Origin of the sequence: Methylorubrum thiocyanatum (assembly GCA_014138645.1) — a bacterium.
Lineage (GTDB): Bacteria > Pseudomonadota > Alphaproteobacteria > Rhizobiales > Beijerinckiaceae > Methylobacterium > Methylobacterium thiocyanatum.
In genome coordinates, this window is record JACJIB010000008.1 from 105,903 (window position 1) to 127,362 (window position 21,460).

The 21,460-nt window shown below is 66.5% G+C and carries 17 protein-coding genes and 3 pseudogenes; 6 read left to right on the top strand and 14 right to left on the bottom strand.

The window, feature by feature from the left end; genetic code table 11:
- Nucleotides 1-929: 929 nt before the first annotated feature.
- From HNR51_RS21285 to HNR51_RS21295, 3 genes are all read right to left on the bottom strand, one after another.
- A complete protein-coding gene (locus HNR51_RS21285; RefSeq protein WP_239681578.1) occupies nt 930-1,652 on the bottom strand; it encodes a PLP-dependent cysteine synthase family protein in 723 nt (240 codons plus the stop codon).
- A gap of 122 nt (nt 1,653-1,774) precedes the next feature.
- Nucleotides 1,775-2,332: a hypothetical protein gene (locus HNR51_RS21290; RefSeq protein ID WP_182556272.1), complete on the bottom strand. Its 558-nt coding sequence runs from the start codon at nt 2,330-2,332 to the stop codon at nt 1,775-1,777.
- A gap of 93 nt (nt 2,333-2,425) precedes the next feature.
- A complete protein-coding gene (locus tag HNR51_RS21295) occupies nt 2,426-2,686 on the bottom strand; it encodes a hypothetical protein (protein WP_182556368.1) in 261 nt (86 codons plus the stop codon).
- Nucleotides 2,687-2,978: 292 nt separating this feature from the next.
- Here HNR51_RS21295 and HNR51_RS27030 point away from each other — a divergent pair.
- Nucleotides 2,979-3,433: pseudogene (locus HNR51_RS27030) on the top strand (transposase).
- Between the two features lie 77 nt (nt 3,434-3,510).
- On the opposite strand, the gene HNR51_RS21305 reads toward HNR51_RS27030, so the two are convergent.
- Nucleotides 3,511-3,885, bottom strand: coding sequence for a hypothetical protein (locus HNR51_RS21305; RefSeq protein WP_182556273.1), 375 nt, complete (start codon nt 3,883-3,885; stop codon nt 3,511-3,513).
- A gap of 46 nt (nt 3,886-3,931) precedes the next feature.
- Between HNR51_RS21305 and HNR51_RS26835 the strand changes: the two are divergent.
- Nucleotides 3,932-4,170: pseudogene (locus HNR51_RS26835) on the top strand (transposase); the annotation flags it as partial.
- Between the two features lie 149 nt (nt 4,171-4,319).
- Here HNR51_RS26835 and HNR51_RS21310 read toward each other — a convergent pair.
- The 4 genes from HNR51_RS21310 to HNR51_RS21325 all read right to left on the bottom strand — a co-directional run bounded on the left by HNR51_RS21310 (nt 4,320) and on the right by HNR51_RS21325 (nt 10,215).
- On the bottom strand, nt 4,320-5,723 hold the full coding sequence (locus HNR51_RS21310) for an efflux transporter outer membrane subunit (protein WP_239681577.1): 1,404 nt from the start codon (nt 5,721-5,723) through the stop codon (nt 4,320-4,322).
- An 8-nt stretch (nt 5,724-5,731) separates the two neighbouring features.
- Nucleotides 5,732-7,744 (bottom strand): ABC transporter permease, encoded by a 2,013-nt coding sequence (locus tag HNR51_RS21315; protein ID WP_373325218.1) that lies wholly within the window; start codon nt 7,742-7,744, stop codon nt 5,732-5,734.
- On the bottom strand, nt 7,741-8,931 hold the full coding sequence (locus HNR51_RS21320; RefSeq protein WP_283215070.1) for an efflux RND transporter periplasmic adaptor subunit: 1,191 nt from the start codon (nt 8,929-8,931) through the stop codon (nt 7,741-7,743). The genes HNR51_RS21315 and HNR51_RS21320 overlap by 4 nt, the downstream gene beginning before the upstream one ends.
- A 609-nt stretch (nt 8,932-9,540) precedes the next feature.
- Nucleotides 9,541-10,215 carry a cyclic peptide export ABC transporter gene (locus HNR51_RS21325; protein ID WP_366932719.1) on the bottom strand — a complete coding sequence of 225 codons (675 nt, stop codon included), beginning with the start codon at nt 10,213-10,215 and terminating at the stop codon, nt 9,541-9,543.
- A gap of 150 nt (nt 10,216-10,365) precedes the next feature.
- Between HNR51_RS21325 and HNR51_RS21330 the strand changes: the two are divergent.
- Nucleotides 10,366-11,176, top strand: a pseudogene (locus tag HNR51_RS21330) (IS5 family transposase).
- Between the two features lie 154 nt (nt 11,177-11,330).
- Complete coding sequence (locus HNR51_RS21335; RefSeq protein ID WP_182556277.1) at nt 11,331-11,495, top strand: hypothetical protein; 165 nt, start codon at nt 11,331-11,333, stop codon at nt 11,493-11,495.
- Nucleotides 11,496-11,769: 274 nt separating this feature from the next.
- Here the strand turns inward: HNR51_RS21335 and HNR51_RS21340 are convergent, their stop codons facing one another.
- The 4 genes from HNR51_RS21340 to HNR51_RS21355 form a co-directional block, all read right to left on the bottom strand.
- Entirely contained in the window at nt 11,770-12,069 is a 300-nt protein-coding gene (locus tag HNR51_RS21340; RefSeq protein ID WP_182556278.1) for a hypothetical protein, read from the bottom strand.
- 549 nt (nt 12,070-12,618) lie between these two features.
- Entirely contained in the window at nt 12,619-13,161 is a 543-nt protein-coding gene (locus tag HNR51_RS21345; RefSeq protein ID WP_182556279.1) for a TetR family transcriptional regulator, read from the bottom strand.
- Nucleotides 13,162-13,321: 160 nt separating this feature from the next.
- Nucleotides 13,322-16,429, bottom strand: coding sequence for an efflux RND transporter permease subunit (locus tag HNR51_RS21350; protein WP_182556280.1), 3,108 nt, complete (start codon nt 16,427-16,429; stop codon nt 13,322-13,324).
- On the bottom strand, nt 16,426-17,511 hold the full coding sequence (locus HNR51_RS21355; RefSeq protein ID WP_182556281.1) for an efflux RND transporter periplasmic adaptor subunit: 1,086 nt from the start codon (nt 17,509-17,511) through the stop codon (nt 16,426-16,428). Before HNR51_RS21355 ends, HNR51_RS21350 begins: the two co-directional genes overlap by 4 nt.
- 397 nt (nt 17,512-17,908) lie before the next feature.
- Between HNR51_RS21355 and HNR51_RS21360 the strand changes: the two genes are divergently transcribed.
- On the top strand, nt 17,909-18,397 hold the full coding sequence (locus tag HNR51_RS21360; protein WP_182556282.1) for a DUF302 domain-containing protein: 489 nt from the start codon (nt 17,909-17,911) through the stop codon (nt 18,395-18,397).
- Between the two features lie 134 nt (nt 18,398-18,531).
- On the top strand, nt 18,532-19,215 hold the full coding sequence (locus HNR51_RS21365) for a type 1 glutamine amidotransferase domain-containing protein (RefSeq protein ID WP_182556283.1): 684 nt from the start codon (nt 18,532-18,534) through the stop codon (nt 19,213-19,215).
- A gap of 839 nt (nt 19,216-20,054) precedes the next feature.
- Here the strand turns inward: HNR51_RS21365 and HNR51_RS21370 are convergent.
- Together HNR51_RS21370 and HNR51_RS21375 are read right to left on the bottom strand one after the other, a co-directional pair.
- Nucleotides 20,055-20,546, bottom strand: a complete 492-nt coding sequence (locus HNR51_RS21370; RefSeq protein ID WP_182556361.1) for a hypothetical protein — start codon at nt 20,544-20,546, stop codon at nt 20,055-20,057.
- A 110-nt stretch (nt 20,547-20,656) separates the two neighbouring features.
- Complete coding sequence (locus HNR51_RS21375) at nt 20,657-21,163, bottom strand: Hsp20 family protein (protein WP_182556284.1); 507 nt, start codon at nt 21,161-21,163, stop codon at nt 20,657-20,659.
- Between the last annotated feature and the right edge of the window lie 297 nt (nt 21,164-21,460).

Sequence of the window (21,460 nt, forward strand, 5' to 3'; positions counted from 1 at the left end):
ATCGTGGGCGGCCTTCTCCGGCTTCGCGGCCGGGATCTGCGCAGGGGCCGACGCAGAGGCCGTATTGGCCGCAACCGGCGCTGGTGTCTCGGTTCCCGACCCCGCTGCGGGCGTTTCGATCGTTTCAGGAGACAAGGCTGAATCCGCCTGCGCGGCCCGTACGAGCGGGGGCGACAGAACCATCGTGCCGCAAACCAATGCGAGAATGTACGCCCCTCGCCTGAGGTGACGGATGCTTCCCATGCTCCGTTGCGGCCCAGCTCTGAAGATCGATCGCACCATCGCTTTTCCTTCCCCCTCTGAGATCGAAGGCTTCGCGTGCTTTGACGGATAAGGATCACCAAACGACAGCGCCTGGTGCGAACTTTCTTTCGGCGCCGGGATCTGATCTACGAGAAAACATCGATCTTCACGCCCGTGGATTCGGAGCCGCTATGCGAGCTGGACGGATCAGGGCCCCTCCCGATCTGATCGGAATACGTCTCCTGCTCGTACTCGAACGGTTCGCCGGTGGGCGTAGCCGGTGACACCGACATACCGAGCCGAACGATGGTGGGCCGCGATCACTCCGTTGACCGCAATCGTGCCGAGCGCCGAAACGGCGAGGTTCCAAGCCGGGAGGAGTGAAGTGGCCGCGAACAGGAGCGCGACGTCGTAGGCCATCTGCACAGAGCCTGCGCGGACGCCGAAGCGGTCCCTCAGGTACAAGGGCAAAGATACCCAAGCCGCCGGGACTGGTGCCGTGGCGGACCAGCATGATCAGGCCGATGCCGATCCGGTCTCGCCGCGCGCCGCCATCCTGGCGATCAAAACCGCGACGGCCCAGAGATTCGTCCAGGTCGATGCGCCGCAGGAGTGCCCCAGGGTCTCCAGCAGTGCGCGGGCGGCCCCGAGGCTGTCTGCATCCGCCACTGCGACCCACTCGGTGATCAACTGGGAAGAAACGACGGTTCAAGCCGCCCGCGACCGATTCGCTCGACGAGGAAGACCGCGTTCGTCGCCGTCGTCGACGGATCGGCGAGATGTCGGTGGAACACCGAAGCCTCTGGATCGGCCAGACACAGGCGCACGGAGTAACTGCGGTAGCGCAGATAGCGCCCGATCGTCGCCGATGTGCCGCCCGCGCCCGCTCCCACGACGATCCAGGTCGGGACCAGATAGCGCTCAAGCGATAGCTGATCGAAGATCGACTGGGCGATGTTGTTGTTGCCCCGCCAGTCCGTAGCACGCTCGGCATAGGTGAATTGGTCCATGTATTGTCCATTGCTCGTGGCGGCAGTCTGGGCCGTCTCGGCGTAGACTTCGGACGATTGCGCCACCATGTGGCTGTGGCCACCATAGCGGGCGATCTCGGCGATCTTCTCCGCGGTGGTGGATGCCGGCACAACCGCGACGAAGGGAAGGCCGAGCATCTGTGCGAAATAGGCCTTAGACACCGCGGTCGAGCCGCTTGATGCCTCGACGATCGTGATATGCGGAGCGATCCAGCCGTTGCAGAGCCCGTAGAGGAAGAGCGAGCGGGCGAGGCGATGCTTGAGACTGCCGGTGGAGTGGGCGGACTCGTCCTTCACGTAAAGGTCGATACCTCGCAGCCCAGGCAGCGGCACGCGGAGCACGTGTGTATCCGCGCTGCGGGCGGCTTCGGCTTCCATCCGAGCCGGTGCGGTTCGCAGCCAGCCGGAATCGACCACGCGGCCGGGGCGCGGAGACCCGCGACGCGGCAGAGCGACGTCGTCGGCGAAGGGATCCTCACGAAGGGAATTGGGAGCGATTATCACTCCGCCTCAGGTGGAGGCAGGCCGGAGGCCGTTGCCGCGCCTCCGGTCTCGGCAGTGCCGGTACCGCTGTCATTCGTATCGCAAGACCGCGCAGCATCCGTCGCAACTTGCGCCGACGACTGATGATCGGAACAAATCCCGGCCGGCGTGACGATCCGGTCGCTCGGCATATCTCCTTCGGCCAATGGTTCGCTGGTCAAGCGCATCACAGCCGCTGCGCTCGGGCCGGCCGTCGGGCCGTGCACGACGAGTCCGCCGTTCCTGTCAGCCCAGACGACGAGATTCATGCCCGAAAGCGCCTGCAGTACGGCGGCTTCGGCGCTCCCGCACCCCGTGATTGGGCCGGCCATGTGCCTGGCCAAAAGATGAGCCGGTGCCACGATTGGTGTACCGGACGTCAGGGCGATCTGCGTGAGAAGCGTGGCAAGATCGCCCTGTGGGATGTTGAAGCAGTGGGTTCGATCGGCGCGTGCCGTCGCCGCGAACAGTATCAGCGGCACGACAGCCCACCAGGCCGAGCACACTCGACCCGCTTGGATAGACAGGTTGTTCATAACTGGTCAGCTCCCCGTTCCCTGCCTGCCCAGGTTGACGGCCGAACTTACGAAAGGGTCAGCAGAGCCGACGAGAAAGGTCGGACATGTCGCTCATCTGCCGGCGGGGCCAAGCTTGATCCAGAGCCGGGAGATACGTGTCAGGGATAAGCCGAGGGATTCGGCGAGCGCGTCGAGAGCCGCGTTCGGGTTGGGGAGTGAAGAGACTCCGGTGGCACGCAGGCCCGCAGTGGCGTCCACGTGGTCGGCCGGGTGCAGCGGCTCGGGCAGCCAGCCGGTTTCGGCGCCCTTGCCGTCGAGGACCGGGCGCACGTGTGGGCTCTGGATCAGGCCGCGCCGGGGATCGAGGCGCATGCGGATCTGATCCTCTCCCTCGACGAGGCCCGGCCCGAACGCTGGCCTCGGCGAGTTGCGCGACGCCCTGGCCCGAGCAGGGCGTGCAGACCAGCACGAGCGGGCTGTCACGCTTCTTCGCTCGCCATGGGATCACCCGTAAACATGGGATCACCCGTAAAATGGGGCGCTGTACGCAACTGAGCAGGAGCGGGCCGATGTGAAGGCGGCGCGTGAGGCGTGGTTCGCGGCTCAGCCTGACCTCGACCCCGACAAGCTCGTCTTCCTCGACGCGACGGCGGCCGCCACCAACATGGCCCGTCGCTACGGCCGCGCCCCGGGCGGCGAGCACTGCCGGCTCCTCGTGCCCCAGAGCCATTACAAAACGACCACTGTCACCGCCGCTCTGCGCACCACCCGCCTGTGCACCCTCGACCTCGCGGATGGCGCCACCAATGGCCAGCGCTTTCGCAACGATGTCGCCAACCGCCTTGTCCCGGTGCTGCGGCCCGGCAACATCGCGATCCTCGACAACCTGCAAGCTCACAAGGTCAGCGGCATGCGCGAGCGGGTCGAGGCGCCCGGCTGCTCGACCTTCCGCCCTATAGCCCCGAGTTCAACCCGATCGAACAGATCTTCGCCAAGCTGAAAGCCCTGCTGCGGAGCGCAGCCGCCCGCACCGTGCCGGACCTCTGGGACGCCATCCGGTACGCCTTCACCCGCTTCACCCCAGACGAGTGCCGCAACAGCCTCGGCGCCGCCGGCTAGGACAACGACTTGGCCGTCGCTACGTAAGCGGGAACGGCTCTAGATCAAACAGGTTCTCAGGCTGCTCGGATCGCGCTTTAATTACATTCGAATCGAAATTTATCCTGCTGAGTCAAGGATTTTTCCTTGTCAACCCATTCGATCAATTTAGAAAAATCACGTCCGGTATCTGCTTGGCATATTTCAGCCGCACCTCTGACTTCATTGAGGTATGCAATTTTATTATCGAATGAGTCGCAATTAATTCCGCCAAAACCACGCGAAAATTTATCGATTCCTTTATCATATCTGCGATTTAATGATTTTTGGTGACTTTCTAAATCTTTTTCCTTCAGAAGCGCACAGGGTCGCATAATATCGCGCCCATTTGCTGCAGCAAAATCATTTACAGGCATTCCAAAATACATAGACATGAAACAAAATGATACTATAATATTAGCTTTTTTCATCATCCGCCCCTCTCTATCAACATATTATGCACTGAGATAATCATCCTCAATGTTGGAATTGTTGCCTGATACTTATCCTGTATCGCCGGCATGGACACCACCCACTCACGCCGAGCTTGCACGCGATAGCTTGCTCTACGCGAGCAGCCTAGCCAATGTGAGTGAGTGTTCGTTGCCCCACCACATGCCACTGCAAGCCGCCTTGAAGGGCTGCCAGGTTGGCCTCCACACCGGCTGCGCGTGCCGGCATCTGCCGCTGGATTTCCCGCCCCGTTCACCGTTCACCGCTGATTTCTATCATTATCGAAGGCAGGCATATTCGCGTACCACGGACCTCGCCGCCCTATGGCGACCAATCTCATCATCAAGGTTATCCGCTCCTACCCAGGACATTACAGACCTAGTCAGTCATCCTGATGGTCAAACATATACATATATCACCGAAAACTCCAAGCACCACCGAGCGCCTGGAGTAAAGAAGCTGTATCGGTAAGACGTCGAATGTGGGCGGACAATCGCGTGAGGCTTGCAGAGGCGTATTGTGTCTGTGCCAGGAGCAGGCTGGCATAGGGCAGGCCACCAGCCCCGTATTGTACTTCAGATGCATCAAGCGCCTGTCGAGCGAGATCCTCGGCCTTCATTGCCGCGGTCAGTGTCCGCGCGTCGGCCTCGAGAGCGGTGAGCGTATCGGCGACCTCCCTCAGGGCCGTGAGAACCGCAGCGCGATAGCCGGCGCGGGCCGCCTCGTAGGCTTCGAGAGCCGCCTGCCGCCGCGCCTCGCGCGCACCGCCGTCGAACAGGGGCTGAACCAGCCCGGCTGTTGCTCCCCAGGCACTCGAGGCCGCCAGACCGGCGAGGGTGGCGGCATTCGTGCCGAGGTTGGCGGTCAGGGTGACTTGAGGCAGGAGATCCGCGGTCGCGACCCCGATCTGCGCCGAGGCGGCGTGCAACTCGGCTTCGGCGAGCCGGATGTCCGGTCGTTGCACGACGAGCCGGGCGGGCAAGCTCACCGGCACGCGGCGCGGCAGCGGCAACTCGCCCAAGCCGAAGCCCGGTGTCTCGTAGCTGCTCGGCGACTGCCCGACCAGGGTCGCGAGCCGGTGGCGCGTCTGGGCCCGCTGCGCCCGTAGGGTGACGAGTGCACCCTCCTGCGAGTGGATCAAGCTTTCCTGGGTCAGGACGGTGGCGATCGGCTCCGCTCCGGCGGCGTGGCGGACGCGGACGAGGTCGAACTGCTCCCGGTAGCGACGCAGGATCGTCTCCGAGACCGCGATCTGTGCGGACAGGCCTGCTTCCTGGATCGCCGCGGTGACAATGCTGCCGCTCAGCGTCAGCGCCGCGGCACGCAGGCGCTCGCCTGCGGCCACTTCCAGCGCCGCCTGAGCCTCGATGCTCCGGCGGATGCCACCGAACAGATCGATCCCGTAGCTGGCCGCAATGTTGGCGCTGTAGAGGCCGAAAACGCTCCCGGTCTCATGGACCGGGCCGCCGCCGCTGCGTACCAGGCTGCCGGAGAGGCCAGGCAGCAGGCTGGCTTCGGCAGCGACGGTGAAACTCCGGGCTTGGCGCAGGGCCGCCTCGGCCTGGGCGATGCCGGGGTTGGCCGCCAGCCCCTGCCGGACCAGGGCGTCGAGCCGACGCGAACGAAACAGGGTCCACCACGCCTGCGGCAGGTCCTCCCCGAAGGTGAGCACCTGAGTGGTGTCCTCGCCCGCGGCCCCCAGACGCACCGGATCGGGACGTTCGCCGTAGTGGGGCGTATTAGGAGGGAGCGGCCGTTCGAAGTCCGGCCCGACCATGCAGCCGCCGCACAGCAGCGGCAGCGCGGCTGCCACGATCACGACCGGCCTCATCGGGCGAGCGCGTCGACCGGATCGATACGCGCGGCCCGGCATGCCGGCAGGACCCCGGCCGTGATCCCCGCCAGACTCGCGCTCACGACCGCCGCCGCGACCGTATCCCAGCCGAAGGCCATGGCCACCGGCGCGCCTAACGCCCTCACCGCATACCCGACGACGAAGGCCGCCCCGATCCCGAACACGCCGCCCGCACCGCAGATGACGACCGCCTCGACGAGGAACTGCATCATAACGTCGCTGCGGCGTGCGCCCAGCGCCATCAGCAGCCCGATCTCCCGCGTCCGTTCAGCGACGGCGACGAGCATCATGTTCATGACCCCGACGCTGGCGACCGCCAAGGCCGTACCGGCCACGGCGAAGATCAGCAGGCCGAAGACGCGCCGCGTGCGCAGGAAAGCGGCGCGGATCTCCTCGCTGTCGAAGATCTCGAAATCCCGGCGTCCATGCCACGTCTCGAGGAGTTTGCGCACCGCTGCGATCCCAACCGCGTGATCGACGCTCTCGGAGATCTGGAGGAGGACGCTTTGGAGGCTGCGCTTGCCCGCGACGCGTTTCAGGAAGGTGGAGTAAGGCAGCGCAGCGAAGGGTTGCAAGCCATAGCGCGATGAAATCGCGGGCTGGACGATCCCAACGATCTTGAGCGGGACGTCGCCGGCCAGGATCACAGCGCCAAGCGGCTCCTCGTGCCGCGCGAACAGAGCCTCCCGCGTCCGCGTGTCGATGAGAACCTCCATTCGGCCCTGCTCCAGCGCCTCGTCGCCGAAGGTGTGACCGGCCAGGACCGGCATCGGCAGAATCCGGAAGAAGGACGGTGCGACGCCGTACAGGGTGACCTGTGTGGACCTGCCGCCGAAGCGCAGCAGCAAGTGTTGCTGTTCGGCCGGCGTCGCACCGTTGACGAAGGGAAGCGCGGCCAATCGCTCGACGTCGACGGGTGTCAACGTCTCGGTCTGGCGCAAGGTCAGGCCGTCTTGTCCCCTGGAGGGGTATAAAGCGATGACGTTGCTGCCGAGCCCTGCGAGGTTGGACATGACCTCCCGTTGCGAGCCTTCGCCCATCGCAACGGCGAGGACGACGGACGCGATCCCGACCACGATGCCGAGCACGGTCAGCAGGTTGCGGAGCCGGTGCAGGACGATGGTGTGGGCGGCGTTGCCGACCGCGTCGTAGCCCTGCCGGATCCGACTGGGGGCTCCGCCCCGTTGCGGCGCGGGACGCTTCGGGGGCGTCGCCGGTGCGCGGAGGGTGTGGGCTGCGACGATACGGCCATCGGCAATCTCGATCACGCGGTCGGCCGCGGCCGCGACCGTGCTGTCATGGGTGACGATCACCACGGTGTGTCCCTCCTCGCAGAGGGTGCGGAACAGTGCCAGGATCTCTCGGCTGGTCCGGCTGTCGAGAGCACCGGTCGGCTCGTCGGCCAGGATGACGCGTCCGCCGTTGATTAGCGCGCGGGCGATGCCGACACGCTGTTGCTGGCCGCCCGACAGTTGGGTCGGGCGGTGATCGAGGCGGTCGCCGAGGCCGAGGCGTTCGAGCAAGAGGGCCGCGCGGGCGTTGCGGGAGCCGGCCGCCATCCCGGCGTAGATGGCCGGCAGCGCGACGTTGGCCCGAGCGGAGAGGCGCGCCAGCAGGTTGTAGCCCTGGAAGACGAAGCCGAAGGTGTGGCGGCGCACCGCGGCGAGACCGTCATGGGTCATCGCCCCCGTATCGTGGCCCGCCACATGGTATTGTCCCGCGCTCGGCCGGTCGAGGCAGCCGAGCAGGTTGAGCAGGGTGGATTTGCCGGAGCCGGACTGGCCGACGATGGCCACGAACTGGCCGGCCCGGATCGCGAGATCGATGCCGGCGAGCGCGGCCACAGTCTGCTCGCCCATCTGGTAGTGGCGGTGGACACCCTTGAGCAGCAGCAATGGCGGCTCCTCGCCGGCTTGCGCGGCACGCTCCTCCACCGGTGAGGAAGCGGATCGCCGTCGCGATAGCCGCCCGAAGAGCCATCTCATAGACGCCCCCCTCTCATCGGACCCATCGCGGTTTCCGCATTCTGCGGGCCGGCGATGACCACCGCCTCGCCAGCCTCGACCCCCTCGACGATCTGAATATCCGTACTGTTGGACAAGCCGGTGCGGACCGCTTTCTCCTGCGGCCGGCCTTCGCGGTCGAGGACGGTGACATATCCGTTGTCTCGGCTGGATTGGCGCAGGGCGGCTCGAGGAATCAGCACTGCCTGGGTGACGCGGTCGAGGACGAAGATGACCTGGGCACTCATCAGCGGGCGCAGAAGCCCGTCTGAATTGTCGATCTCGAAGCGGGCGTTGAAGTAAATCGCGGCCTCGCTGCCCTGTCCTCCGCTAGACGTCTGGCCGGGTCCCGTCGTGTCGGTGAGGATCTGGTCGGGAGCCGGATCAATTGTGCGCAGCCTCGCCTCGTAGCGCCGCTCGGGCTGCGCGAAGGAGGTTAGGACGACGGGTGTGCCGGGTTTGAGGCGTCCGACATCGGCTTCCGACACCTTCGCCTTGACCGACATGATGTTGAGGTCGGCGAGCTTGACGATGGTCGGGGCACTCTGCGCCGAGATCACCGTTTGCCCCTGCTTGGTAATGATGGCCACGACTGTGCCGTCGATCGGGGCGATGATACGGGTATAGACGAGATTGGCCTCGGCGATGCCGACATCGACGCTCGCCCCCTCGATCATCGCGTCCAAGTTGGCGAGACTGGCCCTCGCGCCCTCGTAGGCGGCTTCGGCCATTTCGTAGTCCTGCCGGGTGCCGGCCCGCCCCGACAGGATGTCGGCTTGGCGGCGATAAGCGAGTTCCGCCTGCTTGAGCGTCGCCCGCATCCCTTCGCGCTGGGCCTTCAGGGAGGTCAGCGACGCCTTCGCCTTGCGCACGGCGTTCGCCTGGGGAATCGAGTCGATCTCGCCGATGAGTTGGCCAGCCTTGAGTTGATCCCCGAGGCCGACATTGAGGGCGAGGAGGCGGCCGGAGACCTGCGCGCCGACACTGACCAGCTTAACTGGCTCGATCACGCCGCTGGCTGGAACGGTCACCTCCAAGTCGCCTCGCCGCGCCGGAAGGGTGACGAAGGAACCCGCTCCCTCCTGGCGGGAGAGCGGGTTCCCCCACAGCCCCCCCACAGCCGCTACTGCGAGCAGCCCAGTCGATATAAGGATTGGACGTATGCGCATCAGCTCATTGTCACTACTTCAGCCCATACAGCGGACGGGATATTGAAATCCAACAGCAGAAAGAAAGATAGGCCTTTTTGCTAACGCTTGTTTGTGATTGTCATCATACTCTACAACGCATATCAGGTTTATTTTGAAAACAATTAAATGCGATGTAATTTATAAACAGTTTGCGGACCCCTATATAATGTCTGTATGGCTTTATAATCGAAGGCGAACTGATATTTGGATCGGTGCTGTGCACCCCGCAGCTGCGCGCGACGTTCATCTTATGAAACACGATCACCGGAAGGCCTTTTTTGGAGGGAGAGCATTCCCGTCTTCCGGCTTCTTTGTCGAACGAACTGGCGAGAGCGACACCGCAGTGATGGAATTTTCAGGGTGTTGTCATGCAACTCGACTCTGGCCCTCATGCTGCCTTGCAGAGGCGACAGGCCCAAGGCGCTGGCATGCGGAAGCGAGGTTTTGTTCGGCCGCTAAGGTGACAGGCGCAGATCAGGATTTTTACTCTGACCCACTGCCGTCCTTAGCCTGTGGTCGACTTCATTAACTTGTGTCGCGCGCCGCCATTGCGAGGCGAAGCCGGAGCCAACTGGCTTTGCCGTGTGGTTAGACTGATACGGCTGTCGCGGACGCCTTCTCCGTGATCGTCACGATCCGTCCATTACCCAGGTGCAGTACCCGGTCGGCCGCGTCAAAGTAGCGATCGTTGTGGCTGATGACGACGAGCGTTCGGTCGCCGCGGCGCAACTCCGGCAGGAGTTCCTCGTAGAACCGCCGCCGGAAGGTCGGATCCTGCTCCGCCGCCCACTCGTCGAGCACGAGGACCGCGCGTCCTTCGAGGGCGGCCTGCACCAGGGCGAGGCGCTTGCGCTGGCCGGTCGAGAGATCGGTGGTGGAGAAGCGCCCCTCGGCGATCTCGACCTTTCGGGCGAGATCGAGCCGTTCCAGCAGCGGCCGGGCGGCTTCCGGGCCGGCGCCGTCCATTGGAATCAGCTCGTCGAACAGATGGTAGTCGAAGAAGATCGCCGAGAAGTGCCGGCGGTAGGCGTCGCGGGTCTTCGCCGTCACAGGAGCGCCGTCGAGCAGGATCTCTCCCGTTTGCGGCGCGTAGAGGCCGAGCAGCAGCTTGATCAGCGTCGTCTTGCCCGAGCCGTTCTCGCGGACGATGAACAGGATCTCGCCGGCCCGGATCGTCAGGTCGATCGGGCCGAGGGTGAAGGGCCCAGCCTCGCCTGCCGCTGGAAAGCCGTAGCTGGAACCGCGCAGAGTGAGGTCGCGCAGGCTACGGGCCGCGGCGGGCGCTTGGGGGTGAGCAGGTTCGGCTCGGCCTCTTCCCCCTCATCCGCAAGTTCGGCGATGCCCTGGTAGGCAATCCGAGCTTCTCTAGAAGCTGTTATGGACCTGTCGGCTTGGCGGCTCAGATGATGGGTCATGAGCCAGTCCCGGAAAGCCTACCCGTCTGATGTGTGCGACGACGAATGGGCGTTGGTCGCCCCGTATCTGACACTGGTGCGCGAGGATGCGGGTCAGCGCGCGCATCCGTTGCGGGACGTGTTCAACGGGTTGCGCTACGTGGCGAAGACAGGCGCGCCGTGGCGCTGGATGCCCCACGACCTGCCGCCGTGGGCGCCGGTCTACCAGCAGGCGCAACGCTGGCTGTCGGCGGGCTGCTTCGAGCAACGGGCGGAGGACCTTCGCGCCGTGCTGCGCTTGGCGGCCGGGCGCAAGGCCGAGCCGTCAGCGGCGATCCTCGACAGCCGGACGCTGCGCGCGACGCCCGAGAGCGGCGAGCGGGCCGGCTACGATGGGGGCAAGCGCAAGCAGGGCTCGAAGCTGCACAGGGCGGTGGACACGCTCGGCCATCTTCTGGCCCTGCACGTCACGCCAGCCAACGCCGATGACCGCGCTCAGGTCGAGCGTCTGGCCAAGGCCCTGCAGGCGACCACTGACGATCACGTCGAGATCGCCTTCGTCGATCAGGGCTACACCGGCGAGAAGGCGGCCACAGGCCTCGCGCAAGCACGGCATCGAACCGGAGGTCGTGAAGCTGCCCGAGGCGAAGCGCGGCTTCGTGTTGCTGCCCCGGCGCTGGGTCGTCGAGCGCTCTTTCGCCTTGGCCACCCGCTTCCGCCGGCTCGTCGAAGACTACGAGCGCTATGCAAGCACATTGGCAGACCTGCACCTCGTCGCCTTCATCTGCCTCATGCTCAGGAAGGCTGCTCTACTCGCTGGCGGTTCATAAGAGCCTCTAGAGAGACCGGCGACCGAACTCCCCGGTGGCGAAGCCCAGCGCATCAAGCTCCCGACACCGAGATGCAGAGGGGCCCGCGCGGGGGCACGCTCTACGTCCCCGACGAGCCGAGACATGGGACGGCTTGCATCGGAGACGGTCGGGAATGCGCGACATCGTCTGCAGAACCGCCACCTATCATCGCGAAGCGACCTGCCGGCGCTTCGGCATCAGGGGCCGCGCTCCGACGATCGGACTGCCGTCCAACGGCGGCAGTCTGACCTTCGTGATCGCAGCCTTTGCCGCTTGCATTTCGGGACCTTCGCTGTAGCGGCCCAAGGTTGAGGCCCGACCGCTTGTGGCCAGCGATCGCGGCCAGCAGATCTCCGTCGACGCCGGCTCGCTCGGCCTTGGTGATGAACCATCACCGGAAGGAATGGAAATTCACGAGCGAGCGGCGCTTGCCTTCGACCACGTCGTCGACGCCGAGACCCCGCCGGTACTTCGTGAAACGCTTGGGGAAGTACGACGAGCGCTACCTTACGGATCCTACAACTCTCGGGCCCGGCCATTCTGGGAACAGGTCGTCTCCAAGCTTTTTGCCCTCAACACGCCGGGCGACGAGTTCGCCCATCGGAGACCATCTTCGCCCATTCGGTTGCTTCCACTTGAGCCGAGCGGGGCTGGTCTCCGAGTGCCTCCCAGGCTTTGTTTATCCGCGTTTTGAAATCCGTCACGACGGGCCGTTTCAGCACGTTGGCAGATAACAGCGACCTCGTGCCGAGCGCCCCCTCGAGCCGGTAGCCGAGCAGTGGACGTAGCTTGACTGGAACGCCGATCGTAACGCGGTAGTACCCGTCGAGCAGTTCCAGATAGCCGTTCTTCGAATTGGGCTTTCGGGGCATGACGGCTGTCTCGGAACGTCGATTTGTTCCGCGGTATGTCCCGAACGTTCAGCGACCGCAGCGGCTCGTGCGCAGGAGAAGGGGTTTGACTATTCCTTCAGAAATTACCTCCGTCTCCGCCACCCTATTTTTCATGAATTTTGCAATGAGTTGGCATCGCCCCAATGGGTCGCCGTAGAGCGGCTTTTTGGCGGTGTAACGGTCGCGGAATCATATCCTCATCCTTCAAGGCATGCTGTCTCGCGCCGATCGGCGCCGCCGTGTCGGCCTGCGGTGGTGGCGAGACCAGCCGCGCGCTTTGCCACCTGCGCGGCCAGGGACGGACGTGAGTTCGGCCGGGGACGGGTCCGGGCCCGCTGACGGGCTACGATTTCGCGCGAGGGGTCCCCGCAACGGCCCGTGGCAGGCATCTGGAACGACCCGACCGGTGCCGACAGCACCGGGACGGTGATCACGCGCCCGGTGGTGATCCGAGCTGGCCTGCCGCTGCGACCGGTCGATCCGGTTTTCGGCGGAGCGGCCGCGGGAGGCGGCCCGTCCCCGCGGCGGTCATGCGGTGAGGGATGCCTGCGCGGCCTTGATCAGGTCTTCCGCCAGCGCATCGTCGTCGACGGCCCGAGCCAGGACGACGGCCCCGACGAGCGTCGACAGCGCCGCGAGGGACCGTTGCTTCCGGCGCTCCTTGGATGCCCGGGGCGAGAGGTTCGAGAGGAGGGCGGCCAAGCGCTCGACGCCCCGGGTGAACCGCGCCCTGACGGGACTGCCCGGCGGCTCCCGCGCGACGTCGTTTGCTAGAGCCGCGAGGGGACATCCCCGTCCGGGGTACCGGACATGGCCGAGGGACAAGTAGTTGGCGACCAAGGTGTCCAGGTCACCGCGGTTCTCCTCGTCGAGCGCAATATCGAACGCCTCTGCGGCGAGGGCCTCCTTGTTGGCGAACTGACCGTAGAAGCCGCCATGGGTCAGGCCGGCCGACGCCATGATGTCGGCGACGCCGACGCCGTGCAGCCCGCGCTCCCGAAACAGGGATGCAGCGGCCTCGACGACGCGTTGACGGTTGAGCTTGGCCTGTTCCTGCGAGACCCTGGGCATAGCCCGATCCTCCGGCGTTCCCGAAACGTATATGGATGTGCGCCATCTCCTCATGAAGCGCACGCCCGCCTGCGAGGCCGACCGATGCTTCGCGCGTTCGGCCGTCGAATGCGCGATTCTGGAACGTCCCGTCGCAGGGACATGACCCTATGTCTTTGAGTCATGGCTCGGCCCGGATCGGCACCGCGTCGAAACCGGGTGCGACGCCCTCCGCGACGAACTTTCGACCAACCCGGAACCAGAGCGCGTAGAGAGCCGGCAGGAACAGCAGGGTCAGCAGCGTCCCGACGCCGACGCCGCCGATCAGCACGTAGGCCAGCGCCCCCCAGAACACCGAGTGCGTCAGCGGGATGAAGGCGAGCATCGCGGCCGCAGCCGTCAGGATCACCGGACGGGCCCGGCGCACCGTGGACTCGACGATGGCCTCGTAGTCCGACAGACCGGCCGCACGGTCGTGGTGGATCTGGTCGACGAGGATCAGCGTATTGCGCATCAGGATGCCCGACAGCGCGATCAGGCCGAGGATCGCGTTGAAGCCGAACGGCTGGTGGAAGAGCAGCAGCGTCGGTGCGGCGCCCACGAGTCCGAGTGGCGCGGTGGCGAACACCATGAACATCGTCGTGAACGAGCGCACCTGCAGCATGATCACCGTCAGCGTCACGATCAGCATCAGCGGGAAGACCGCGACCAGCGCGTTCATGGCCTTGGCGCTCTCCTCCACCGCGCCGGCGACGTCGATCCGGTAGCCGGGCGGCAGCTTCGCCTTGATCGGGTCGAGCGCGGGGAAGATCTGCGCGTGGATGTCCGGCGGCTGCTTCCCGTCGAGAACGTCGCCCTGCACGCGGATGTAGGTCTCGCGGTTGTAGCGCTTGAGCACCGCGTCCTCGTTGCGGCTTTCCAGCCGGGCGACCTGCGAGAGCGGCACCTGCCGCCCGTCATGCGTGGTCAGGGTCAGGTCTCCGATCTCCCCGAGCGAACGCCGCTCCGGGCCCGGGCTGCGCAGGAGCACGTCCACGGAGCGCAGGTTCTCGCGCATCTGGGTCGCGGGCGTCCCGTTGAGATAGCTCTGCAATTGCTGGCCGGCCTCCTTCGGCGTCAGGCCGATCAAGCGAAGGCGCTCCTGGTCGAGGACGAGGTGCAGGCTCGGGGTCTTGTTGCCCCAGTCGAGATGCACGAGCCTCATATTCGGGTTGGCCATCATGACATCCCTGACCTCAGCGGCGATGCCGCGGATGACGTCGGGGTCGGGCCCCGTGACGCGGAAGGCCACGGGGAAGCGGATCGGCGGGCCGAAGACGATCTGCAGCACGCGCACGCGCGCCTCGGGGAAGAGCCCGTCGCTCACGAGCCTGCGGAGCTTGATCCGGAGCGCGTCGCGGGACGCGGCATCGGAGGTCTGGACGACGATCTGCGCGAAGGCCGGATCGGGCAGTTCGGGGTCGAAGGAGAGCACGAAACGCGGCATGCCCTGACCGATATAGCTCGTGATCTCCCGCGCCTCGGGAAGCCCACGGATGGCAGCCTCGACCTTCCTGACGCTCGCCTCCGTGGTCGCGAAGGCCGAACCGGTCGGCAGCGTTACTTCGACGATGAGTTCGGGGCGCTCGGAATTCGGGAAGAACTGCTTCTCGACCCGGCCCATCCCGACGACGGCGAGGGCGAACAGCCCGACCGTGATCCCGGCCGCCAGCCACTTGTAATCGACGCAGGCGCGCACCACGCGGCGCAGGCGCTGGTAGTTCTTCGTGGCGTAGATCGCCTCGTGACCGCCCGCCACCGTCTTGATGTCGGGCAGGAGCTTGACGCCGAGATAGGGCGTGAAGGTCACCGCCACGATCCAGGAGATGATCAGCGAGAAGCCGACCACCCAGAAGATGTTGCCGGCATATTCGCCCGCCGTCGAGGCCGCGAAGCCCACGGGGAGGAATCCCGCGATGGTGACGAGGGTGCCGGTCAGCATCGGCGCCGCGGTGGCGCTCCAGGCATGGGTCGCGGCCTCGACGCGGTCGACGCCCTCTTCCATACGAACAACCATCATCTCGATGGCGATGATCGCATCGTCCACGAGCAGGCCGAGCGAGATGATCAGGGCACCCAGCGTGATGCGGTCGAAGTCGCGCCCGGTCACCATCATCACCACGAACACGGCCGCGAGCGTGATCGGAACCGCGAGCGCCACGACGATGCCGACCCGGAAGCCGAGGGCGACGAGGCTGACGACGATGACCACCGAGAGGGCGGTGAAGAATTTGACCATGAATTCGTGGATGGCGTCGTCGATGACCTTCGCCTGATCGGTGATCTTGGTGAAGGCGATGCCGGTCGGGAGCTCATGGTGGATCGCCACCTCCTCGGCGTTGAGCGCCTCGCCGAGCGCCAAGCCGTTGAAGCCCGGCTTCATCACGAGGCCGAGCATCAGCGCCGGCTCGCCGCCGTTGCGGATCTCGAAGACCTTCGGATCCTCGTAACCGCGCTTCACCTCGGCGATGTCGCCGAGCTTGAGACTGCGGTCACCCGCCGCGACCGGCAGGTTCCGGATCGTGTCGAGGCCGTCGATGGCGCCGTCGAGCCGGAGATACACACGCGGGCCGGTGGTCTCGACGAAGCCCGCCGGGGTCACGTCGTTCTGGTTGGCCAACGCCGTGAGCAATTGCTGTCCGGTGATGCCCAGCGTCGCGAGACGCTGGTAGGAGATCTCGACGTAGATCTTCTGGTTCTGCTCGCCGAGGATGTTGATCTTCTCGACGCCGGGCACGCGCAGCAGGCGCTGGCGCAGATCCTCGGCGCGCAGCACGAGGTGACGGTGCGGCAGGCCCTGGGCCTGGAGCGCGTAAAGGGCGAAGTAGACGTCCGAGAACTCGTCGTTGAAGAGCGGCCCGAGGACGCCGCGCGGCAGGGCGGAGGCCTGATCGGAGAGCTTCTTGCGCGCCTGGTAGAATTCCGCCTGCAGCCTCGCCGGCGGCATGCTGTCTTTGAAGTAGAGCTTCATCAGCATGAGTCCGGGCCGGACCGTGGTCTCGACCCGGTCGTAGTAGACGAGTTCCTGCAGGCGCTTCTCCAGGGGATCGGCCACCTGCCGCTGGATCTCCGAGGTCGTCGCGCCGGGCCAGGCGGCCGAGACCGACATCGTCTTGACGGTGAAGGCCGGGTCCTCCGCGCGGCCGAGCCTCTGGAAGGCGAAGAAACCGGCGGCGGTCACCGCGATGACGAGGAACAGCGTGACGGCGCGTTCGCGGACCGCCAGGGCGGACAGGTTGAACCCGGTCATCGGGCAACCCCTGTGAGGCTCGACGGGGCCTGACGGACCGCTTGGCCGGCCTTGAGCAAGTGGGCACCGAGCGAGACAATCCGGTCGCCGGGGCTGAGGCCGGACACGACCTCGGCGCTCTCCTCCGACAGGCGCGCGACGGAGACCGGCTGTGCGGTGACGGTCTCGGTGTCGGCGTCGAACTTCCAGACCGCCGAGCCATGGCCGCTGTCGAACAGCGCGCCGAGGGGCACGTCGACCGCGGCTGCGCGCCCGGTCTCCAACGGCTTGAGCCGAAGCGTCACGGTCGCCCCGAGCGGCGCCGCCTCGCCGCCGCCGGACAGGATGTAGCGGGCGCGGTAGGTGCGCGTCGCCGGGTCTGCCGTGGCGGAGAGTTCTCTGAGCCTGGCCGGATAAGTTGCCTCGCCTTCGGCATAGAGGGTTGCCGATGCGGCCCCCTTGGCGAGTTGCCGGCTCCCCTCCGACAGGAACACCTCCGCCTCGCGGGCGCCGTCACGGGCGAGCTTCACCACGGTCTGGCCGGCGGCGACCACCTGCCCCGGCTCGGTCGGCACCTCCATCACGACGCCGTCGGCATCGGCCAGGAGTTCGGAATACCCGGCTTGGTTGGCGACCTGGCTCGCCTGGGCTTCCGCGTTGGCGAAATGGGCGATGGCCGCGTCGGCCGCGGCCTTGTTCTGGTCGTAGGTCTGCTTCGAGGTCCAACCGTCGCCCACGAGCTGGCGGCTGCGCTCCTCGTCGGCCTTGGCCTTGATCATCTGTGCCCTCGCCGCCTCGACGGAGGCGCGGGCCGCATTGAGCGCGAGGGTGAAATCGGCCCGGTCGAGGCGCATCAGCGGCTGCCCGAGCCGAACGTGATCCCCCGGGTCGACGAGGCGCTCGGAGATCTTGCCGCCGACGCGGAAGCCCAGGCTGCTCTCCGTCCGGGCGCGGATGACGCCGGTGTAGCGCGCGACACCCGCCGTGCCCGGGGCGACCGCGATAATCTGCACCAGCGGCGGCTTCACGGGTACGGCGGTCTCGGCCGGCGAGCACGCCGCCAGGGCCAGCGGGGCCAGAACGAGGAAGGCCTTAGAGTCCATCGCACCGCTCCTCGTCGGTCGTTCCAGACCGGACTATTCATGATGATAGACATTTATTTTGTGTTGGGGAGACCGTCAATGCGCCGCCGCCCGCTCGTCCAGGCCGCCGTGCCGGATCGCACCTGTCTGCGAGGCAGCGCATGACGGACGACACTGGAGGGGGACGTTCGCGCGGCCGAACGGGTGTCAGCCTGAGCGAACAGGCCTCCTCGCGCCACGACACCGCTCGAGGCTGGCTTGCGACCGCTTCCCGTCATTGTCGCGACGGTGGGACCATCAACATGTCGGTTGCGGCGAGATCGGACCTGCCCGGCACCGACCTTCACGTCAGTGCCCATCGCGCCCGCGTTCGAGACCCGCTCGGGCAGAGCGCCGGTCGAATCGAGGAGTTTCACCCATGTCTGAACAGATGACCTCGACCCATGTCACGATCGAGCATGTGACGCTCCGCTCGCCCAAGACCTTCGAGGCCGTGCGCGCCGCCCTGGAAGCTTCGATACCTCCCCTCGACCACGCCTACGCGAGCCCGCTTCTGGACGGGAAGGTGGACGAGGCGCGCGCTCTCCTCGAACGACAGGCGCCCCTTTCGATCTTCGGGGCCCGGGATCATGGCGGCCTGCTTCTCACCGCCGGGCTGATCCGCAAGGCCATCCAGTACGACATCGGCAATCCGCTGACCGCCGCACGGATGACCCGGCATGTCCTCTCGGCGGCTCTGTACGCACCGATCCGTGTGCTCCTGCGCGAGGATGCCGAGGGTGGCGTCGCGTTCGAGTATGACCGCCCGGCCACCACCTTCGGCCAGTTCGGGGATCCGGAAGTCGACGCCGTCGCGGCGGCCCTGGATGAACAGCTCCGGGGCGTGCTCGCGGCCGCGGCCGCTTGACGCCTCCGCTCCTGCCGTCGGCGAACGGGCGGGCTCGGGCGTTCAGTCGGAGTGTGCCCGTCCGTCCGCCCCGCGGGAGTGACCGGTTCACAGTCGGGCGAACGACAGACCCACACCGACCCTGGAGAACGTCGATGAAGATCCTGATGGTGCTGACCTCCCACGACCAGCTCGGCGAGACCGGCCGCAAGACCGGCTTCTGGCTGGAGGAGCTCGCCGCGCCCTACTACGTGTTCAAGGACGCCGGTGCGGACGTGGTCCTGGCATCGCCCAAGGGCGGTCAGCCGCCGCTCGACCCGAAGAGCAGCGAGCCGGGCTTCCAGACCGACCTCACCCGTCGCTTCGAGGCGGACGCCGAAGCCAAGGCGGTCCTGGCGCGTACCGTCCGGCTCGACGGCGTCACCCCAGAGAGCTTCGACGCAGTGTTCTATCCCGGCGGTCACGGCCCTCTCTGGGACCTCGCCGAGGACTCTGCCTCGGTCAGCCTGATCGAGACGACGCTCCGGGCGGGCAAGCCCGTCACCCTCGTCTGCCACGCCCCCGGGGTGCTGCGTCATGCCAAGGCGCCCGACGGTAAGCCGCTGGTCGAGGGCAAGTCCGTCACCGGGTTCACCAACACCGAGGAGGAGGCGGTCGGCCTGACCGAGGTGGTCCCCTTCCTGGTCGAGGACGAACTCAAGCGGAAGGGCGGCGTGTTCTCGAAGGCGGGCGACTGGGAGCCGTACGTGGTCGCGGACGGCCTCCTGATCACCGGGCAGAACCCGGCCTCGTCCGCACCCGCGGCCGAACGTCTCCTGACGCATCTCCGCCATGGGTGACCATCCGGGGCGGTCAACCTGCGAGGACCTCCGCGCGGGATGCTCCTGAGACGCATGCCCCTCGACCGGAGAGGGTTGGGATCGCCGCCCTGACGGTCTCGGTCTCCGCGGAGGGCCACCGCAATCCCTCGCTGGACGGCGGTGGACTCCTTCGCGTGGTCGGCGGACGACTCGTTGGTTCTCGGCCATCGGCCTCAAGTGCCTCGCGCCCGGACACACGCGGAACAGGCATCGGGCATGACCGTTCTTGGGTTTGCCCGTTGCCCGAGGAGCGACCGAACGCGTTTCAATCGGTCGCTGCGCTGGGTCTTCGACTGTCTTGCCGGGCAGCGACCGAGCCGGACGCGTTCGCCGGGCTGGACCAAGTCATGCCGTGGAAAGCCGATATCGTCGGCATCGGCATGGACGGCGCCGAGCCGACCGGATCGGCCCGGCAAAGCCTGTCTCGCCGAGCAACGCCCCGCGCCGGACTGGCGACCCGCCGGAGAGCGGGCGCCTCTTCCTCGACGGATTCTCTCGGGAATCGGTCAGGCCGTCGGCAAGCCGAGCGTCACCCGACGGCTGGGACGCTGACGACCACTCGCTGAACTCTGGATCCGGCGCTTCAGAACAGCACGGCGTCGGGCGGACCGGAGAGCACCGTCGAGTTCCGAACGTGACGGACCCTCGCGCGCTGGCGCGACGGCAGGGCGGCGGGCCGACGTGTGATGTCGCGGGCCGGGCGGCATAGCCGCCCGGTCGAGAGCGCAAACCGGCCCGGCCATTCTCGCTTCGAAGCCCGCCGACCCGCCGAGTACGGTGATTCCGGTGCCGGAAGGCGCTCTGGCCTGCCGATCCCGTCACGCTGGCAGCGCCAGGGCCAGCGTCGCATCCGGGGGCGTTCGGGGGCGCGGCATCGAAGCGACCGGGCACGGCGGTGGATCGTCATCGTCCGGCCTTTTGCGGCGAACGGAACGGTTCAGCAGCGACAGGCGGCGCGGCCGGCGCGGTGCAGGGGGTGGGCTCTGGGCCGAGCCTGTCCCTCCGGCACCCGCCCGGTCGAGCCGGGTCAGGGCGGCGAGCACGACATCGACCGATACCGGCTCGGCCCTGCAGCCTGGCGGACAGCGCAGATCCGGCGCGTTTTCGACGGCGCAGGCATCCGACGCCCAGGATGCCAGGATCGCACGCTTCTCCGCGCCGGACAGGTGCGGATGTGCCAGCACCTCCCGCGGGTGCCGGAAGACGTCGCCGGGCGCGACGAGCGCCTGCCACGACTCGAACGACGCGGGCTGCGCGGTGGGCGGGTTCATCGGGCCGCAATGGCTGCGGTTCGTCTGCATCATCGACATCATCGACACGGGATCCTCCCTGATGGTGCGCGGCGTTGCAGGAAAAGGGGCCGGCCCCCCGGAGGCCGCGAGGCTTCCGGAGGCGTCCGTTCGCGGTGGCGATGGCCGGTTCAGGCGGCCTTTGCCTGATCCCCGGCCTGATCCTCGACCTGAGCCTCGACTTGGGCCGGTGCATTGTCCTGCCCGATGGCGGCCTCACTGCCGCCGATGGGGATGCGGCGGGGCTTGAACGCTTCCGGCACCTCGCGCTTGAGCTCCACGGTCAGCAGGCCGTGCTTGAGGGCGGCGCCGGTGACCCGCACATGGTCGGCCAGACTGAAGGACTGGCGGAAAGCGCGCGCCGCGATGCCGCGGTGCAGGTAGGCGCGCTCCTCGTCCTTCTCCTTCCTTTGGCCTGTCACCAGCAGTGTGGTGTCGTGCTGGGTCAGTTCGATCTCGTCCTGGGAGAAGCCGGCGACCGCCATGGTGATGCGGTAGGCGTCATCCGCGACCTTCTCGATGTCGTAGGGCGGCCACTGCGTCGCGGGTTCGACCCGAGTGGCTTGGTCGAGCATCGAGAACAAGCGGTCGAAGCCGACGGTGGAACGGTACAGGGGGGCAAAGTCGTACGTCCTCATGACCACATCCTCCTTGGAGCAACGTGATGACGAGGGCCGCCGGACACCCGCGTCCGGCGCCCAACAAGCGAGCCCGATCAGAGCCTCGCACGCGCGCAACGCGGGGCGCTTCCACCGGTTCCCACTTCCAAGACAAATTTTTGCCCGACATCGCCACGTCGCTCCGCGTCGGGGCCGAGAGCCGGCGGGAGGCCCGGCCTCCGACGCTGCGTCCCCGACAACCCTTCTTCAGAGAGAGGGGCGCCGGACAAACCGGGATTTGTCGAACCGTCCTGACTCTGGCATCCCGGAGGTTCG

Excerpts from the sequence above, each read along its gene's own strand:
- HNR51_RS21295 (WP_182556368.1), bottom strand. The coding sequence starts at position 2,686 with ATGCGCCTCGATCCCCGGCGCGGCCTGATCCAGAGCCCACACGTGCGC.
- HNR51_RS21340 (WP_182556278.1), bottom strand. The coding sequence starts at position 12,069 with ATGCCCCGAAAGCCCAATTCGAAGAACGGCTATCTGGAACTGCTCGAC.
- HNR51_RS21335 (WP_182556277.1), top strand. The coding sequence starts at position 11,331 with ATGCGCGACATCGTCTGCAGAACCGCCACCTATCATCGCGAAGCGACC.
- HNR51_RS21355 (WP_182556281.1), bottom strand. The coding sequence starts at position 17,511 with ATGGACTCTAAGGCCTTCCTCGTTCTGGCCCCGCTGGCCCTGGCGGCG.
- HNR51_RS21315 (WP_373325218.1), bottom strand. The coding sequence starts at position 7,744 with ATGAGATGGCTCTTCGGGCGGCTATCGCGACGGCGATCCGCTTCCTCA.
- HNR51_RS21375 (WP_182556284.1), bottom strand. The coding sequence starts at position 21,163 with ATGAGGACGTACGACTTTGCCCCCCTGTACCGTTCCACCGTCGGCTTC.
- HNR51_RS21350 (WP_182556280.1), bottom strand. The coding sequence starts at position 16,429 with ATGACCGGGTTCAACCTGTCCGCCCTGGCGGTCCGCGAACGCGCCGTC.
- HNR51_RS21285 (WP_239681578.1), bottom strand. The coding sequence starts at position 1,652 with ATGGAAGCCGAAGCCGCCCGCAGCGCGGATACACACGTGCTCCGCGTG.
- HNR51_RS21305 (WP_182556273.1), bottom strand. The coding sequence starts at position 3,885 with ATGATGAAAAAAGCTAATATTATAGTATCATTTTGTTTCATGTCTATG.
- HNR51_RS21365 (WP_182556283.1), top strand. The coding sequence starts at position 18,532 with ATGAAGATCCTGATGGTGCTGACCTCCCACGACCAGCTCGGCGAGACC.
- HNR51_RS21345 (WP_182556279.1), bottom strand. The coding sequence starts at position 13,161 with ATGCCCAGGGTCTCGCAGGAACAGGCCAAGCTCAACCGTCAACGCGTC.
- HNR51_RS21320 (WP_283215070.1), bottom strand. The coding sequence starts at position 8,931 with ATGCGCATACGTCCAATCCTTATATCGACTGGGCTGCTCGCAGTAGCG.
- HNR51_RS21370 (WP_182556361.1), bottom strand. The coding sequence starts at position 20,546 with ATGTCGATGATGCAGACGAACCGCAGCCATTGCGGCCCGATGAACCCG.
- HNR51_RS21360 (WP_182556282.1), top strand. The coding sequence starts at position 17,909 with ATGTCTGAACAGATGACCTCGACCCATGTCACGATCGAGCATGTGACG.
- HNR51_RS21290 (WP_182556272.1), bottom strand. The coding sequence starts at position 2,332 with ATGAACAACCTGTCTATCCAAGCGGGTCGAGTGTGCTCGGCCTGGTGG.